The sequence below is a fragment of the Hymenobacter duratus genome, assembly GCF_014698995.1.
In the GTDB taxonomy this organism is placed as follows: Bacteria; Bacteroidota; Bacteroidia; order Cytophagales; family Hymenobacteraceae; genus Hymenobacter; species Hymenobacter duratus.
This window is the reverse complement of sequence record NZ_JACWZZ010000001.1, coordinates 380,286-397,476: the sequence shown is the minus strand read 5'-3', so window position 1 is coordinate 397,476 and position 17,191 is coordinate 380,286. Positions and strand designations below refer to the sequence as shown.

Sequence of the window (17,191 nt, the reverse complement as noted above, 5' to 3'; positions counted from 1 at the left end):
GCCCACTAAAAATCCACCCGGCCGCGGTTGGATTTCTTGTCGCCGTGCTTCTTCTTGGATTCCAGGCGCTGGCGTACGGCGCCTTTGCTGGGCTTGGTGGCTTTGCGGGCTTTGGGCTTGTGCAGGGCTTTGGTTAGCAGCTCATGAAACTTCTGCAGCGCCGTTTCCTTGTTGCGCAGCTGGCTTCGGTCTTCCTGCGCCACCACCAGCAGCTCGCCCTCGGAGGTAAGCTTGGAGGCCAGCTTTTGCTGCAGCGTCTGCTTCTGCTCGTCGGTGAGCAGTTGCGACTCCAGCAGCCGGAAACGCAGCTCTACGCGGCTTTCTACCTTGTTCACGTTCTGCCCGCCGGGCCCGCTGCTGCGGCTGGTCTGGAACTGGAGTTCGGGTAGAAAGTCGGCGGCGGCAGGCAGCATGGGTTGAGGTGCTGATGTGTGGTGATTATTGAGGTGCTGTTGGGGCGGCACGGGCGTCCCAGGGCTGAAGCCCTGGGCTACGGAGAGCTGCTACGGTCCGTTGGCCGTTTCGCTGACTAGCCCAGGGCTTCAGCCCTGGGACGCAGATGCAGCATCCTGCAACAATACGTGAAGCCGAAGCTTCGCGCTACAGTATTTTCCAGAGCAGCCAGCCCAGCAGGCCGCTACGGAGGGTCCAGGCCATGGTGCGGAGCCAGTTGGTGCGCACCAGCCCGTCGATGGTGATGTAGTGGTAGCCGTCGGCGGCGAGGCGGTTGTGGAACGGCACGGAAATAAAGAACGTGGCCGACCAGATGATAAGCACCAGCGCCAGACTCACCCACGCCGCCGCGCCCAGCGCGCTGCGGCCCTGCCAGACCAGCCACACGGCCAGAACCAACTCCAGCACCATTGGCGCCAGCACCACCCAGCTCATGGTGCGGGTGTGGTGCTGATGAAACGCCCCGAACTTTTCGGGCGCTACATAAGCAAAGCCAGGATAATGTACCAGTTGCACCGTCCAGATGAGACCGGTGAGGTAGGCAGACAGCGCGAAGTTGAGCAGCAGCAGAAATTTCAGGGGCATAGCTGCAACCTAACAGGTCTTTGGCAGAACTGTTGGGTTGCGTCCGCAATTGATTTCAACCCTCGTTTTTTCACGACCTGCTTTTCCTTTTCGCGCTGCTGGCGCTGGCCAGCCCTGCTTCTGGCGCTGGCCGGCTGCCAGTCCGGTACCACCCCCGGCCGCGCTTAGCCCAACTGCCCCTTCGCCGACGTGCCGGCTTTCTATGGGGCCTTCAACCTGCAGCCCGCCGACAAGCTTTACGGCCCCGACTCAGCCCGCGTGACGATTTGGTAAGCACAGCCAAGGCATACTAAAACGTCATGCCGAGGCGCAACCGAAGCATGACGTTCTAGCCTGATGCTCTGTTAAGCTGGTCAGCAACCCTACTGGCTCAATTTCGGGCGGTACGCTGCCAGCCCCTCCGCGGCCGACTTGCGCACCTTGTTCTGCAGAAACCCCGACCAGCCCAGCAGCCACCCCACCGGCCCCAGCGCCTGCCTCGACCAGCGCCAGAAGCTGAACTCGTCGTGGTGGGTGAGGATGAGGCCGTCTTGGAACGTGAAGCGGGCCCGGATGTGGTTGTGCACCTTGCGGCCGGTCTGCGAGAAGGTGTAGCGCGCGTCCCAGGTGGCGCGGCCGGCATGGTCATCGGCGTGGAGGTCGTTGTAGGCGAGACGCAGGTCTTTGCCTCGTTCGCAGAGCATGCGCCACATCTTCCCGATATCGGCGCCCTGCAGCTGAAACGCCGCATCTTCAAACGTGGCCTGAGGGTGGTAGCAAGCCGCCATGCCCGCATAGTCGCGGCGCTGGAAAGCCTGGTAGAAGCGGCGCAGAAGCTGTTCGTGCGGGTGCATGGCCGGTCAAGCAGGCCACGCGAAAGTGAAGCGCGGCCCGCATACCCAAAGCTGCACAAAAAACACCGCCTCCCGGCTGTCCGGAGGGCGGTGTTTTTTGTGTACTGCGCGGTCAGGTGAGCAGGTCGAATGACCGGGCCCGCCCGCGCTTAAGCCAGGTCGAAACGGCCCAGGTTCATCAGCTTGGCCCACACGGCCACGAAGTCCTTCACGAACTTAGTCTGGGCGGCGGCATAGCCGTACACTTCGGCCAGCGCCCGCAGCTCGGAGTTCGAGCCAAAAATCAGGTCCACACGAGTACCAGTCCACTTCACCGCGCCGGTTTTACGGTCGCGGCCCTCAAACGCATTTTGCGCGTCCGACGTGCTCTGCCAGGTGGTGTTGATATCCAGCAGGTTGATGAAATAGTCGTTGGTGATGGCACCCGGCCGGTCGGTGAACACGCCATGCTCCGAGCCATCAAAGTTGATGTTGATGGCGCGCAGGCCCCCAAACAGCACCGTCAGCTCGGGCGCAGTCAGCGTGAGCAGGTGCGCCTTGTCCACCAGCATTTCCTCGGCCGAGGCTTTATGGTCGGCCGTCAGGTAGTTGCGGAAGCCATCGGCCACCGGTTCCAGCGCCGCGAAAGACGCCACATCGGTTTGCTCCTGTGAGGCATCGGCCCGGCCCGGCGTGAAGGGCACTGTCACCTCGTGGCCGGCCGCGCGGGCCGCCTGCTCAATGCCCACTACGCCCGCCAGCACCAGCAAATCCGCCATCGAAACCTGCTTGCCGCCCGTTTGGGCCGCATTGAACTCCTGCTGAATGCCGTGCAACTTCTGCAGCACCTGCGCCAGCTGCGCCGGGTTGTTCACTTCCCAGTGGCGCTGCGGCGACAAGCGCAGCCGGCCGCCGTTGGTACCGCCGCGCATATCGGAGCCGCGGTAGGTGGAGGCCGACGCCCAGGCCGTGCTCACCAGCTGCTGCACCGACAGGCCGGTGGCCTGCACCTTTTCTTTCAGCGCGGCCACGTCCTGGTCGTCAATCACCTGGTATTCGATGTTCGGAATCGGATCCTGCCAGAGCAGCTCCTCGGTGGGCACCTCGGGGCCGAGGTAGCGCTCCTTGGGGCCCATGTCGCGGTGCGTCAGCTTGAACCAGGCCCGGGCGAATGCATCGGCAAACTCTTCAGGGTGCTGATGAAAGCGTCTGGAAATCACCTCATAGGCCGGGTCGGCCCGCAACGCAATGTCGGTGGTGAGCATGAAGGGCGCGTGCTTCTTGGCTGGGTCGTGGGCATCAGGAATGGTGCCGGCACCGCCGCCGTTTACGGGCCGCCACTGGTGCGCACCGGCCGGGCTCTTGGTCAGCTCCCACTCAAAGCCGAACAGGTTGTCGAAGTAATCGTTGCTCCACTGGGCGGGCGTGCGGGTCCAGGCACCTTCCAAGCCGCTAGTGATGGTGTCGGCGCCGTGGCCGGTACCGTAGCTGTTGCGCCAGCCCAGGCCCATTTCTTCCAGATTGGCGCCGGCGGGCTCTTTGCCCACGTACTGGCTGGGGTCGGCAGCGCCGTGAGTTTTGCCGAAGGTGTGGCCGCCGGCAATCAGGGCTACCGTTTCCTCGTCGTTCATGGCCATGCGGCCGAAGGTTTCACGGATGTCGTGGGCCGAGCGGATAGGGTCGGGCTCTCCGTTCGGTCCTTCGGGGTTCACGTAGATCAGGCCCATCTGCACGGCGGCCAGCGGGTTGTCCAGCTCCCGCTTGTCGGTGTAGCGCTTGTCGCCGAGCCACTCGGTTTCGGGTCCCCAGTAGATGTCCTGCTCAGGCTCCCACACGTCCTGGCGGCCACCGCCGAAGCCGAAGGTCTTGAAGTTCATCGACTCCAGCGCGCAGTTGCCGGCCAGCACAATCAGGTCGGCCCAGGAAATGGCTTGGCCGTATTTCTGCTTGATGGGCCACAGCAGCAAACGGGCCTTGTCGAGGTTGGCGTTGTCGGGCCAGCTGTTGAGCGGGGCAAAACGCTGGGCGCCCGAGCCGCTGCCGCCGCGCCCGTCGCCGATGCGGTAGGTGCCGGCGCTGTGCCAAGCCATACGCACGAAAAACGGGCCGTAGTGGCCGTAGTCGGCCGGCCACCAGTCCTGCGAGTCGGTCATCAGCGCGTACAGGTCCTGCTTCACGGCCTGCAGATCCAGCTTCTTGAACTCCTCGGCGTAATTGAAATCCTTGTCCAGCGGGTTGGACAGCTCAGCGTGCTGGCGCAGGATACTTAGTTTCAGCATATTGGGCCACCACTCGCGGTTGGTGCGCCCTCCGCCGGCGGTTTGCTTCACCGAGCCGCGGCTAAACGGGCACTGGGCGGCAGGCGTGTTCAGATCGTAGAGGATGGAGTTTTCCGGAGGAAGGTTGTGCAGGTCTTTCATCTTGTAAAAAATTAGTTTTTCAAGTGTCAACACACAAGTGTGCATACAAGATACAACACCTCACCAATGTTTGTACATTGTTTGGTGTAGTCAGCTTGACAGTTCTGCTTTCAAAGCAACTTCTCCGGTGTTTTGTTGGCGGCAGCACAACCGCGGACACCACTTGTAGCAGTGGTCTGCAAGCCTTGCCGACGGCGCACTATCTAGCATCAGGCAACCGTTGTGGCCGGCCTGGCATCTTTTCAGTCAGATGTTTCACTTTCAGCCTCATGCGCTCATGAAAACCCTCCGCTACTTTTCTCTGATAATGCTACTGGCGTTGCTGCAGCCCGCCTTGCTGCTTGCCGCCCCGAACCGCGAAGTGCGCACGGTGGCGGCTTTCACGAAGCTGGGCCTTTCCAATTCGGCCCGGGTACTTCTGCGCCAGGGCAGCCCGCAACGGGTAGAAGTAGAAGCCTCCGCCGCTGACCTTGCCCGCCTCGAAACCACCGTGGAAAACGGCAAGCTGCACATTGGCACAAAGCGTGAGGAAGGTAAAACGTGGAGCAATTCGGGGCGTTTCGAAGGGTCCGTAACGGTCTACGTAACAATGCCCACCATTTCGGAGCTGAGCGTAAGCGGCTCGGGCCAGCTCACGGCTGAAAACGATATCAAAGCGGATGCTCTGGCTCTGAGCATCAGCGGGTCGGGCAGAATGACGATACCCAAACTCAAGGCCGATAAGCTTAACACTTCCGTTTCCGGCTCCGGCGAAATCACGCTGGCGGGCAGCTGCCCACAGCACGAAGTCCGCATCAGCGGCTCCGGCAATGTGCGCGCCTCGGACCTGCGCACCGAAACCAGCGCTATCCGCATCAGCGGCTCCGGCGACGGCCGCCTCTACGCCAGCCGCAACCTCGAGGCCAGCATTGCCGGTTCCGGTAGCGTGTACGTTCGGGGTGGGGCCAGCGTCAGCAGCAAAATTGCGGGCAGCGGCCGCGTGCACAGAGAATAAACCCGTCGCGCCTGGCTTTGTGGTTGAGTGATGACAGGAGACGATAACCGCCTTCAGTCATCATTCAACCACTATTTTTTGTGTGGCTTCTCCAGTAATGGTCGTGAGCCGGAGCAGGTATAGTCCGCTGGTCAAGCCAGGCACCTGCAGAGTCTGTTTGGAGGCGCTGGCCAGATTGGCTTCGTAACAGGTGCGGCCCTGCATATCTACTACCCGCAGCCGCCCTGTGCCAGCCGGCAACTTCTCTATGTGCACCTCAAAGCTGCCCTGGCTGGGATTGGGAGCCACTGAAATGCGGAGCCGGTCCTGATCTTGCCGCACTGCCAAGGGCCGCCCACTGCTGCCCGAGCAGAAGATACCGGTGGGCATCACGCGGCGGGTAGGCGCGTCCGGACCTTCGTATTCCAGCACCAATTTGTTGTTGTCGCCGTCCTCCCCGTACTGCACCTGCACATCGTGCTGGCCGGCGGCCAGCGCTACTGCCACCGCCACTGTAGAGTCGCGGTGGCGGCCGCCGTTGTTGATGGTGGCGGCACTGTTGAGCGGGGCCAGCGGCAGGGCCGCATCATCAAGCCAGAGCCGGGAGCCGTCATCCGAAGTGAGGTACAATGTGTAGGTGCCGCTCTGAAAAACAGTGAAGCTTCCGCGAAACCGGGCGCTGTAGTGGTCGGGGTTGCTGGCAGGGCCGCTGGCCGCTAGGGCCAGATTGCCCCAGCTGTCGTTGGTCGGGAAGTTGAACTGCGGCTCCAGCCGGGTCAGGTCGGGCAGACTGGCGTTGAAGAAGGCCGGATCATCGTCGAAGTAGCCTCTATAGTATTCCGCATAGAGGCCCTGCGTGGGCAGGCCACCATCTGGCCGGGAGCCCGCGCATCCGGCCGGAGCAGCCGTGGCTACCGTGAACGTATATACCTGCCGAAACCGCACCGCGCCTTCGTTGTCAACCACCAGCACATCCGCCTGATAAAGCCCATTGCCAACCCCGGCGGCCAGCGTAAGCTGCCCGGTCACGGCATTAATGCTGATGCCTGCGGGCAGGCTGGTCGCGTTGGCCAGCATGAAATGAGGCGTAGCACCAGTTCCGGCCAAAGTGGGCACCGGCGAAGCGGCACCCGTGCCCGGCAGTACGGTCTGGTGGCGGGGAGAATACAGAATGGCGGTGGGCAGATTGCGGAAAGGCTGCACCGATGTGCAGAACGCACTGGCTGGTACTAGCTGGCGCTGTGGTGCATCGGGGCCTTCATACTCCAGAATGAGTGTGTTGGCGCTGCCCGTTTCTCCATAATGCAGCAGCACATTGTGCAGCCCGGCCACCAGATATAGGCTGGCCTGCCGCACTACGGAGGCCGAATGGAGCCCGCCATGCGCAATGGTGGCCTGCGCCGCCACGGCTGGGCTGGCCAGCGCGGCGTTGCCCAGCCAGAAATACGAGGCGTCGTCGGAAGTGAGGTAGAAGGTGTAGAGGCCGGGCGTGGTGATGGACAGGCTGCCACGTTGCCGCAGACTGAAATCGTCCGGATCGGCCAGGGTGTTGGCAGCTACTGCAGTCAGGTCGCCGAACCCGGAATTGGGGAAGTTGACCTGCGCATCAATCCGGGTAATGCCTGCCGTATGCGCAGTGAAATACGTTTGATCATCGGCAAAGTACCCGCTGTAGTACTCTGCGTATAAGCCTGCACCTGCGGGCTGTCCGCCTGGGTTTAGCCCGGCACAGCCTGTGGGCTGCGCCTGCCCGGTAGCGCAGTTGCCGCTCCACATCAGCAGCCACACGACAAACATGGAGAACCCGCGAAAAGTAGTGTTCATTTTCATAGTGCAGGAGACTGACGGTGGAAGGTATCTACACGCTGTCCTATGAAAATAAACTAATCCACTTACAATTGCAATATTTATATTTTGTTTTGCATTATTAATAATATACTATGTTTATTATATACAAAATTTAACCGTCTTGCCAGAGGCCAATCTTGTATGCCCGGTCAGCCAGCACTCCACCTGGCTTCCGGATATTGCGCCAGGTTGATGCGGGCAGGTTTACCAGTCGAAAAGCCCGCGTCTTTGGCTGCTGTTTTTCGGCTTGTCCTTCGTTTTCTCCCTCTTCTTGTCGTCGCCAAAAAGCCCGTTGAACAGGCCGGTGTTCTTTTCCTTCACCAGTACATACCGGAGCGAAAACGCGGTGGGAAAGCGGGCCCAGTCGTCGGAGTTGAACTCTACGCTCGGCTTAAAGTCGGCGGAAATAACGAGGCGGCTCAGCGCAATCTTATACTCGACGCCTACAATAGCATCAACGCCGCCAAAAGCACCGGAGTCTTTGTTGTTGCCGACATGGCCGCCCGCCCCGATGTAGTAGTTGAGGCTGGGGCCCAGAATGCCGAAATGCCGCTCGGCCAGCACAGTGCCGGTAATTTCGCGCGGCCCGGCCAGCGCCAGCCCTTCCAGGGTAGCTTTCGGCAGAAACTTCTGCTGTACCGTCAGGCCATACAACCCCGGACTCAGGCGCATACCCGCTGCTGTCCTGTACTTCTGGGCCATTGCGGGCCGCACACCAAACAGCCCTACAGCTAGTAGGAGCAACATATAGCTGCTACGAAAACGAAACATCATAATCTTGTAACTAGACAGGACGAACAGGCCCTGTGCTTTGGGCGTTTGAACGCGAAAGGCAGGTGCAAAGTACGGACCCCCTTCTTGAATTTGACCGCATAGTGCGGCTACACCGCTTACCTTGCCGTGTTTTTCCGCCCCACCCATTCGCATTTCCTCCGTGTACATTCATCAGGTGGCAGCCTATCTGCCGGAACAAGTCGTTACAAACGAGCATTTTACCAACCTCAATGGCCTTTCTGCCGAATGGATTATTGAGCGTACCGGCATTCGGGAACGGCGCAAAGCCAGTGCGGGCGAAAACACGAACACCATGGCCATTGAGGCCACCCGGCGGGCGCTGGCACAGGCCCCGGACTTTCCTGTTGAGGAAGTGGATCTGATTGTCGGGGCGACCTACACTCCGCACGATACCATCTACACGCTGGCGCATGCCGTGCAGCGCGACCTGGGCGTAAACGATATTCCGGTGGTCAGCATCTCATCGGCCTGCTCGTCGCTACTCAATGCCATTGAGATTGTGGAAGGCTATTTCGCGCTGGGCAAAGCCCGCCGGGCCGTAGTGGTCGTGAGCGAGCATAACACAGCCTACAACAACGAGAACGACACGGTAGCAGGCCACCTGTGGGGCGACGGAGCCTCTACGCTGCTGCTGACCAAAGAGCGCCTCGCTCCTACCGACCTGCGCATGGTGGAGGTAATGACGGGAGGGGCCGCGGTAGCTGGCAAAGCCGACGAAGCCGTGACCCTGAAGCCCGTGGAACGCGGCATTGTGATGCCGCATGGGCGCGACGTTTTCACGTATGCCTGCCAGTATATGGCCCGCGTGACCCGCCAGATTCTGGAGCGCCAGCACCTGACGCTGGACAGCCTCACCTACCTGATTCCGCACCAGGCAAACCTGCGCATCACCAAAAACGTGCTGCAGCAGCTTGGTCTGCCGCCCGAACGGGCCGTTTCCAACATCGAACGGCTCGGCAACACGGGCTGCGCCGGTGCCGCCATCGGCCTCGGTGATACTTGGCCACTACTACAGCCCGGCAACCGGGTGGTGATTACCGTATTTGGCGGCGGCTACTCCTACGGAGCCATGCTGCTGGAGCGATAAACGCAGCGCGAGTCCTATCTACTAGTCCCTTATTCTATGGTTGCTCGACTCGCGCTACTTGTTTGCAGCCTTGTTTCTGTACTAACGCTACAGGCTCAGCCAGCGGAAACGCCAGCAACGTACGCCGTCCGCCGTGCCACCCTCGACCAGTGCGGGATGCTGGTGCTCGGCAGTTGGGCCACCGGCAATATTGGGGTGAGCGGGGCCCGCTATTTTACCACGGAAGGCAAGGAAAAGTATTTCCACCAGATGAATGTGGGGTGGGGCGTCGTGAATCTGGCGCTGGCGGGCACCTTCTTCCTGGCCGCCCGGCGCCCTCCGGCAGAAACCAGCCGGCCGGAGCTGGTGAAAGCGCAGCTTCGCACCGAAAACCTGTACCTGCTCAATGCTGGCCTTGATGTAGCCTACGTGGCCACCGGCTTTTATCTGAAGGAGCGGGCCAAAAGCCGAAGCAGCGCCACCCGGCACGACCAGCTCCGGGGCTACGGCGAGTCGTTGCTGCTGCAAGGTGGCTTCCTGCTGGCATTTGATGGCTTACTGTACGTGGCGCACCATCGGCATGGGCAGCACCAGCTGTTATCCGCTGCTGAGCCGGCTGCAGGTGGGCCCAGGCTACGCGGCTCTGGTTCTGCCAATCAGATAAATTTCTACTCTCTGGTTTTGAGGAAAGGAAGCGCACCGGTCCGCCCTTCTGAGTCGCGGTAGCGAAGCAGATACCAGCCAGGGTTCAGGCCGGCCGCCGGTATCGACAGCGCATTCAGTCCCGGTTGAAAATCCAGGAAATTGCTGCTTGCCAGACGCCCCACAGCATCGTAAACCGAGAAATTGGCGCGGCCTTCCGCTACGGCCGGATACTGCAACCAAAGTGTACCCTCTGCCACCGGATTCGGATACAGGCTGGGGCCAACAGCTAGTATATCGGTGGATGCAGTCAGGATGGGCGCGGTAAATACCACTGTGCCATCGGGCTGCACCAGCCGCAGGCGGTAGTAAGCCAGGCCAGGCAGCGGCTGAGCATCCAGGTGTTGATATGGGCCGGGAGAATTGACAGTAGCTACTACCTGCCAACTGGTTGTGTCGCGGCCCCGCTGCACCTGAAAGCTTTCCGCAACACACTCCGCGGTAGTAGCCCAGCTCACCAGCACGCCACCCATAGCGGCAGCCGCAGTGAACGAGGTGAGCGGGGCGGGCAGCATCGGAGCCGGCCCGCAGCCCTGTGGCACAAATCCGCGTGTACGCAGCACCAGCCGCCCCCCGGACACATCATTGGGGCCGATCAGGCGGTTTGTCTGGGCGCGGGCCATGGCGTAGTGCATCACAGCTCCCGGCAGAATCACGTGGGCCAGCTGGTGCGCATGGCCCAGCTCATGCACCACCACCGATTCAAAATCGAATTGCAACCCTGTGGCCGGAGCGGGGCCGAATTGCCAGGTAGCGGCATCATCAAACTGCATATCAATTTCGTGTAGCGTGAAAGCCAGTTGCCCGTTGGGCTTGAAGCAGCCCCGGTAGTAGCTGGTGGTTCGTCCCAGAATACCGACTGGCAGTTCCGCTCCCTGGTCGAAGCCCACACTGTTTTCGCCATCTTCGGCAGCGCCGCGGTTGGTGCGCACCTGCTGATCCGCCTCCCAGTTTATGCGTGTCTGGCAGCGCCAAATAGCTAAAGCGCGCCGCCAGCCTGCAACGGCCGCTGCATTATTAGCAAAACCAGTTTCAAAGCGGAAGCTGTAGCCGCCGCGCCCATTCCGATTGACGTGGGCAGGCTGCACCAGCTCATTGGTTTGTGTTGCCAACACGGCACTCACGGCGTACGGCACCGTAATAGCAGCCATGCTGCTGGCTTGCTGCTGGTCGTTGGTTGTGACGCGCACTGGCCCGCTACCGGCAGGGCTGGCCGGCTGACCCAAGGCTGGCACGCGCACTTGAATGCGGGTATCGGTCCAACTTACATACTCGCTTTCCTGGGGCTTCACCAGGGAGCTTCCGCCGTTATCAGCGTTGCGGAACTCGACGAAGCCGCCGCCGCGAGTAGCCCCGAACCCGGAACCACTGACTGTAAGCACTGCGCCCGTACCTGCCGGAAGTATGGCAGGGCTCATACCGCTGATAACCGGGGCTTGCCCGCGCGCTGCCAAAGGCTGCACATATTGGGCCCGAAACTTCTGCAGCCGCTTATTAGGCTGCACCTCGTGCTGTAGCTGGCCCGTAGCTGCCGTTAAGCGTGGATACAAGCCTGCATCTATCCGGCCGTACTCCTGGAAAGGGTCCGTGGCAGTGCCTGTACTCAACTTGTAGCGGATAAAGCCCTGGCTACTGCCATACACTGCCCAGCCAGACCCGGATGCGCCGGGCAGAGCCGATGGTTCCAGAAACAAGACACCCTGGTCGCCGGGTTGCAGGTGCAGCGTGTTGGTGAGTTCCTGCCGGTCGAGGCCAACGGTGCCGCCCTCAGTCAGCACAGACAGTTCCTGTGGGGCATTTCCCTTAAAGCTGCTGAATACGCGAATTGTGTGGGCGGTATAAATGCGCCGGTGCCCGGTATCCCAGAAGCTGCGGGCGTCCAGTACCTCTGCCTCTACCACCAGTGCCGCTTTGCCGGCGCGCTCATCCAGTCCGATTGGGCTTAGAAGGCAATGGGTTTCCACCACAGTTCCGGTCATGGTCTGGGCCGAGCTGCTTAACGGAAACCCCAGCCAGCTGGCCAGCAGCAGCAAACATACGAGAAGCTTCATGGGGGAAATTAGCAGAAGGAAACCACACGACCAGCAGGCACATGCACAGCCACTTGCGCCCGAACCAACAGCTAAAACAAACTTCCCTGCACCGGCTGCGGAATAACGCGCGGCGCCGGCACCTCCAGGCCAGTTAGAGAGTTGAGCCGAGCCAGGAAATGCTGTGTCCAGACCGGCGTATGCATAATGTCCTTCTGGTGCACAAAGAAATAGACGCTTTGCAGCCCCTGCTGCAGCCACCCCGCAATCCGCTCGGCCCACAGGTCGGCGCGCTGATAGTCGGAGTTCACCAGGCCGTGCCCATTGAACCGAATAAAGGCCGAGGGTGTGGTCAGGCGCATGTGCAGCACGTCGCGGCGGCCGGCCACATCACTCAGCACCAGTGCTTTGCCAAGAGCCTCCAGCATAGCAGCCACAGCAGTAAACGCCACTTTATCAGCATACCAGCCTGGGTGCCGCAGCTCTACGGCCAGCGGTACGTCCGCCGGAAAATCGAGCAGGTAACGTTCCAGACGGCTCAGGTTCTCGGGCCCGAAGGTGGGCGGCAGCTGCAGAAAGCACCACCCCAGCCGGTCGTCCAGCTCCCGAATGGAGCGGCAAAAGGTGGTGGTCAGGTCATCGGCATTGTAGAGCGCCCGGTCGTGGCTGATAACCTGGGGCAGCTTGGGGCAGAACTGAAAGCCTAGCGGCACCGCATCGCGCCACTTCCGGACAGTAGGCGCATCCGGAATGCGGTAGTGCGTGGTATTGAGCTCCAGGCTGTTGAACTGCCGGGCATAGTGGTGCAGGTACTCCGCGTCGCGGATGCCCGCCGGAAAGTACGAGCCCAGCCACGCTTTATTCGTCCAGATGGGGCACCCTACAAATACGTGTGGTCGCTCCGGCGCTACAGTGCGGGCCAGCAGCGCAGCCGTATCCGGGTGGTCCGGCGGGAGCCGAAAATCAACGTAGCGCAGGTCAGAAAGGCGGCCAAAATCCATGCAGCAACATACGGCAAAATGTGGGAGGCAGCCCAACGGAGAGCAAGCGTTTTTCGGGCCGAAACTGCCGGTAGGCCTGTCAGCCGAAAACGGACGACTACTGTTAACTGCTCTTATAAAAATTCCGGGACTTTTGCAACCATGCCAGAGCCCCATGTTGCATCAGAAGGACAAAATTTTTTAGGCAGCTGATAGTTTCATTTTTTTCCTACTTGACAAAACGCCTTTCCATAGTGCAAAACCCGCCTCAAAGAAACACAATCATGTATTTCGCTTCTGTTTCATCAATCGATTAAATGCAAATTTTCTTGTTAAAAGTAAATTTATCCGCGTGTGCGGAAGCTAGCTGGCATGGTTCAGAGGCTTGAGTTTGCAGGGCGCTCCTAGATTTGTTCCGTTCACCAATGCAGAGTACTGATGAAGTTGCTTCTACGACTGAATGTCTCGGGCTTGATGACGGCCGTTTTGATTACGCTGTTGTCGACCCTCTTTTCTGAGGCCCGCGCCATGCGTTCCAGCGACGACGAAAAAACACCTACAACGGCTGCCCGCCGTTCGGCCGTACTACGCGGCCGCGCCTCCTGGTATGGCCGGGAGCACCAAGGGCACCGCACCAGCAACGGTGAGCGGTTCGACCGTAACAAGTATACCTGCGCCCACAAAACGCTGCCCTTCGGCACCAGACTGCGCGTTACAAACCCCGAAACGCAAAAGTCGGTAGTGGTGCGGGTATCAGACCGGGGCCCCTTCCGGCACCAGCGCATCCTCGACTTATCTGAAATTGCGGCCCGGCCACTAGGCATTGTGCAGCGCGGCGCCGTCTCGGTAGTAGCAGAAGTAGTTCCTTCCGACACGCCCCTCGGCCCAGCTGATGCGCCCGAGGACCTTGCTTCGCTCACAACTGATTCGCTCAATACTCTCACGGCCATCACCTCTATCCTACCCGGTTCTGCCGAAGCCACCGATGTGGTAGTGGTGCCAGAGCCGCAGCCCACCTTCGTGGTGCAGGCCGGCACGTTCGGTGATGCGCGCAATGCACAGGCTGTGCAGGACAAAATCAAGGCGCTCGACAGCAGCCTGGTTGTGACTGTAGCTACCGGCTCTAAGGAAGGCAAACCCCTGAACCGCGTGCTGGTAGGCAGCTTCCAGAATAAGGCCGAAGCAGATAAGATTCGTCTTCAGCTCCAGAAATGGGGTATTGCCAGCCTGGTCCGGCAGGGCGAAAATATGTAGAGGGGCTTTCCTCGATACTCAGACTAGCCGTTGCCGCGTTGTGGCAGCGGCTTTTTTGTGCAACCATGGCATCACTTTTGCGCTCTTCCAATTATATTCCATCCTTTGTTAATCACTTCTATGAGAAAAATTCTTCTCGCAGGCCTGGGCTGCGCTCTGGCTACCGGCGCTACTGCTCAAACCGAAAAAGGCGCCCGTTTTATTGGAGCAAACCTCGGCGACCTGAGCTACAGCCGGGGCAAGCAGAACTATGGCAACAGTCGGTTTTCGGTTTCACTCTTTCCATCGGTAGGGGTATTTGTGGCCAACAATTTCCTGCTGGGCGCTAATCTGGAGCTGGGCTACAGCAGCATCAAGTCTGGCAACAGTTCCGGCGACTACTCTACCCGCGTACTGCAGTATGGCGTTTCGCCTTTTGTCCGCTATTATTTGCCCAGTACCAGCGCCCACCGGTTTTTCGGGCAGGTCGGCGCCGGAGTTCTGGGGCAGACGGCCTGGTACCCAAACTACTACGATGGAGAGCGGCAGAGCTCTACTAATTTCGCTTCCCGCTATGGTGTGGCCGTGGGCTACAACTACTTCCTGACGCCCGGCGCGGCGCTGGAAGTAGTGGCCGGCTACGGCCATAACAGCAACCGCAACGCCTTCAGCTCGGGCGCCCTGAACGTGCAGGCGGGCTTTTCCATCTTCTTGCCTTCCAGAGTTGCCACCACTGCGCCCACCGAATAATTCTGCCTGATGCAGTGCCAGCGCGGCGCGCAGACCCGGCCGGGTTTGCGCGCCGCGTTTTTTTGTCGAATGTTGTGTAGCAGACTTATTGGTTTGCTCCTGCTTATGCTGCGTTACGTTCGGGCCGTGCTGGCTCTGGTTACGGCTTTGTCGCTCACCTGGGTGCTCAATACCCGGCAAGGTGAGGTGCCGCCGTTCGGTAAGTTTCTGAGTCCGTTCCGGGGCTTCTGGCGCAACGCCGAAGCGGCCGATGCGCTGCCCACGCAGCAAACACTCCGCCTGCCGGGCCTGCAGCAGCCCGTGCAGGTGCGCTTCGACGACAAGCGCGTGCCCCACATCTTCGCCCAGAACGACCACGACCTGTACTATACCCAAGGCTACCTCACGGCCCAGGACCGGCTCTGGCAGATGGATTTCGTGACCCATGTGGCAGGCGGCCGCCTCTCGGAAATTGTGGGGCCGGCACGGCTGGAAACTGACCGTTTTTTCCGGCGAATGGGCCTGTCGTTCGGAGCCCGCAAGTCGCTGGAGGTGATGATGGCCGACCCGACCACGCGCACCGTGCTGACGTCTTACTCGGCCGGCGTGAATGCCTACATCCAGAGCCTGACGCCGGCCTCGCTGCCGTTTGAATACAAGCTGCTTGATTACAAGCCCGAACCCTGGGCGCCGCTGAAGTGCGCGTTGCTGCTCAAGTACATGGCCTTCGATCTGAGCGGCCGCTCCGACGACCTACGCCTGAGTAACGCGCTGCGCAAATACGGGCCGGCCGTGGTGAAAGACCTGTTTCCGGGTTATCCGACCCGCGAAGACCCCATTGTGCCCGTCGGGACACCGCTGGATTTCACGCCGGAACAGGTGCCGCCCACGCCGGCCTCTTTTGAAGCGGCCATGTCCAATAGCACGCCGCAGCGGGAGCCCGACCCGGAGCTAGGCTCCAACAACTTCGCGGTGAGTGGAGCGAAATCGGCGTCGGGATTTCCGCTGCTGGCCAACGACCCGCACCTGCAGCTCAACCTACCCAGTATCTGGTACCAGGTGCAGCTGAGCGCGCCCGGCCTGAACGTGTACGGCGTGACCATTCCGGGGGCTCCAACGGTTATCATCGGCTTCAACCAGGAAGTGGCCTGGGGCGTGACCAACGTGGGAGCCGACGTGCTGGACTGGTACCAGTTGAAATTCAAGGACGATACCCGCCGCGAATACTGGCACGATGGCCGCTGGAAACCCGTGCGCCGCGTGGTGGAGCACATCAAAGTGCGCGGCCAGCCCGACCGGCTTGATACGGTGCTCTACACGCACCACGGCCCTGTAGTGTACGACAAGCAGGAAAAGCCCTTCCTGCCCCAGACGCCCATCCGGCACGCCATGCGCTGGACGGCTCATGAAGGCGCCAACGAAGTGCTGGCCTTTTACCGTCTCAACCGCGCCCGCACCTATACCGATTACACCACTGCCCTGACCACGTACGGCTCACCGGCTCAGAACTTCATCTTCGCCAGTCAGCAAAACGACATTGCCATCTGGCCCAATGGCCGCCTGCCACTGAAATGGCCGAACCAGGGCAAGTTTGTGCTCGATGGTACCGACCCGGCCTACGACTGGCAGGGCTGGATTCCGCAGGCCCAGAACCCGCACGTGAAGAACCCGGCGCGGGGCTTTGTGTCGTCGGCCAACCAGTTTTCGGCCGGGCAGGACTACCCATACTATCTGGGCTGGGATTTTGCTTCCTGGGAGCGGGGGCACCGCATCAACCAGCGGCTGGCCCGCATGACCCGCGTGACGCCCGACAGCCTGCGCCACCTCCAGAACGACAATCTGGGCATGAACGCCCAACTGATGCTGCCGCGCCTGCTGGCCCTGGTGCCCGACGCGCAGCTTACGCCGGCGGAGCGCCGCGCCTACGATGAGCTGCGCCGCTGGCACTACTCGTACGATGCTGCTGCCATTGCGCCAGGCGTGTTCGAGCTGTGGTACAACAACCTCGTGAAACGCCTGTGGGCAGATGATTTTGGGCTGGCCGCTACCGGACTGGAGATGCGCAACCCGCCCCGCGACCGAACCAACAACCTGATTCTGCGCGAGCCCAACAGCCCCTGGATAGATGACCGCCGCACCCCTGAGCGCGAAACCCTGCCGCAACTGGCGTTGGCTTCCTTCCGGTTTGCCGCCGACTCGCTCACCCGCAAGTTTGGGCCGCTGAGTGAGAAATGGGCCTGGAAAAACCAGAAAAGCACCGACATTTTGCATCTGGCGCAGCTGCCCGGCTTCGGCCACATGGACCTGGATTGTGGCGGCGGCGCGGGCATCGTGAATGCTACGTCGGAGCGGAACGGGCCTTCGTGGCGGATGGTGGTGGCCCTGGGGCCGCGGGTGCGGGCCTACGGCGTGTTTCCGGGTGGGCAAAGCGGCAACCCCGGCTCCCCGGCCTACGACGACCTGCTGGAAACCTGGCGCGTCGGCCAGCTGAATGAGCTGCTGTTTCTGCGTTCAGCCGACGAGCCCACCTCCCGCGTACGCGCCGCCTGGACGCTGGAGCGCTGA

Annotated in this window: 14 protein-coding genes; 6 read left to right on the top strand and 8 right to left on the bottom strand. The window is 60.9% G+C overall.

Annotation, left to right across the window (positions count from 1 at the left end; translation table 11 throughout):
• Window positions 1-5: 5 nt before the first annotated feature.
• From arfB to katG, 4 genes are all read right to left on the bottom strand, one after another.
• Window positions 6-413, bottom strand: coding sequence for an alternative ribosome rescue aminoacyl-tRNA hydrolase ArfB (gene arfB / locus IC231_RS01650; protein WP_190782882.1), 408 nt, complete (start codon window positions 411-413; stop codon window positions 6-8).
• A 187-nt stretch (window positions 414-600) separates the two neighbouring features.
• Window positions 601-1,038, bottom strand: coding sequence for a hypothetical protein (locus IC231_RS01645; protein WP_190782881.1), 438 nt, complete (start codon window positions 1,036-1,038; stop codon window positions 601-603).
• Window positions 1,039-1,400: 362 nt separating this feature from the next.
• On the bottom strand, window positions 1,401-1,871 hold the full coding sequence (locus IC231_RS01640) for a nuclear transport factor 2 family protein (RefSeq protein WP_190782880.1): 471 nt from the start codon (window positions 1,869-1,871) through the stop codon (window positions 1,401-1,403).
• 149 nt (window positions 1,872-2,020) lie between these two features.
• Entirely contained in the window at window positions 2,021-4,270 is a 2,250-nt protein-coding gene (gene katG / locus IC231_RS01635) for a catalase/peroxidase HPI (protein WP_190782879.1), read from the bottom strand.
• Between the two features lie 277 nt (window positions 4,271-4,547).
• Between katG and IC231_RS01630 the strand changes: the two genes are divergently transcribed.
• The gene (locus tag IC231_RS01630; protein WP_190782878.1) at window positions 4,548-5,264 is read left to right on the top strand and encodes a head GIN domain-containing protein; all 717 of its coding nucleotides are present in this window, start codon (window positions 4,548-4,550) and stop codon (window positions 5,262-5,264) included.
• Between the two features lie 60 nt (window positions 5,265-5,324).
• Here IC231_RS01630 and IC231_RS01625 read toward each other — a convergent pair whose 3' ends face one another.
• Window positions 5,325-7,067: a PA14 domain-containing protein gene (locus IC231_RS01625; RefSeq protein ID WP_190782877.1), complete on the bottom strand. Its 1,743-nt coding sequence runs from the start codon at window positions 7,065-7,067 to the stop codon at window positions 5,325-5,327.
• A gap of 228 nt (window positions 7,068-7,295) precedes the next feature.
• Entirely contained in the window at window positions 7,296-7,838 is a 543-nt protein-coding gene (locus IC231_RS01620; RefSeq protein WP_190782876.1) for a hypothetical protein, read from the bottom strand.
• A gap of 187 nt (window positions 7,839-8,025) precedes the next feature.
• On the opposite strand from IC231_RS01620, the gene IC231_RS01615 reads away from it, so the two are divergent.
• A complete protein-coding gene (locus IC231_RS01615) occupies window positions 8,026-8,973 on the top strand; it encodes a 3-oxoacyl-ACP synthase III family protein (protein WP_190783953.1) in 948 nt (315 codons plus the stop codon).
• A gap of 36 nt (window positions 8,974-9,009) precedes the next feature.
• Window positions 9,010-9,678, top strand: a complete 669-nt coding sequence (locus tag IC231_RS01610) for a DUF6992 family protein (protein ID WP_190782875.1) — start codon at window positions 9,010-9,012, stop codon at window positions 9,676-9,678.
• Here the strand turns inward: IC231_RS01610 and IC231_RS01605 are convergent.
• Both IC231_RS01605 and IC231_RS01600 read right to left on the bottom strand, forming a co-directional pair.
• Window positions 9,621-11,705 carry a matrixin family metalloprotease gene (locus IC231_RS01605; protein WP_190782874.1) on the bottom strand — a complete coding sequence of 695 codons (2,085 nt, stop codon included), beginning with the start codon at window positions 11,703-11,705 and terminating at the stop codon, window positions 9,621-9,623. The genes IC231_RS01610 and IC231_RS01605 overlap by 58 nt on opposite strands.
• A 71-nt stretch (window positions 11,706-11,776) precedes the next feature.
• Complete coding sequence (locus IC231_RS01600) at window positions 11,777-12,685, bottom strand: DUF72 domain-containing protein (protein WP_190782873.1); 909 nt, start codon at window positions 12,683-12,685, stop codon at window positions 11,777-11,779.
• A gap of 417 nt (window positions 12,686-13,102) precedes the next feature.
• Between IC231_RS01600 and IC231_RS01595 the strand changes: the two genes are divergently transcribed.
• The 3 genes from IC231_RS01595 (at window position 13,103) to IC231_RS01585 (ending at window position 17,191) form a co-directional block, all read left to right on the top strand.
• Window positions 13,103-13,918: a septal ring lytic transglycosylase RlpA family protein gene (locus IC231_RS01595; RefSeq protein ID WP_190782872.1), complete on the top strand. Its 816-nt coding sequence runs from the start codon at window positions 13,103-13,105 to the stop codon at window positions 13,916-13,918.
• Window positions 13,919-14,038: 120 nt separating this feature from the next.
• Window positions 14,039-14,647: an outer membrane beta-barrel protein gene (locus IC231_RS01590; protein WP_190782871.1), complete on the top strand. Its 609-nt coding sequence runs from the start codon at window positions 14,039-14,041 to the stop codon at window positions 14,645-14,647.
• Window positions 14,648-14,752: 105 nt separating this feature from the next.
• A complete protein-coding gene (locus tag IC231_RS01585) occupies window positions 14,753-17,191 on the top strand; it encodes a penicillin acylase family protein (protein WP_190782870.1) in 2,439 nt (812 codons plus the stop codon).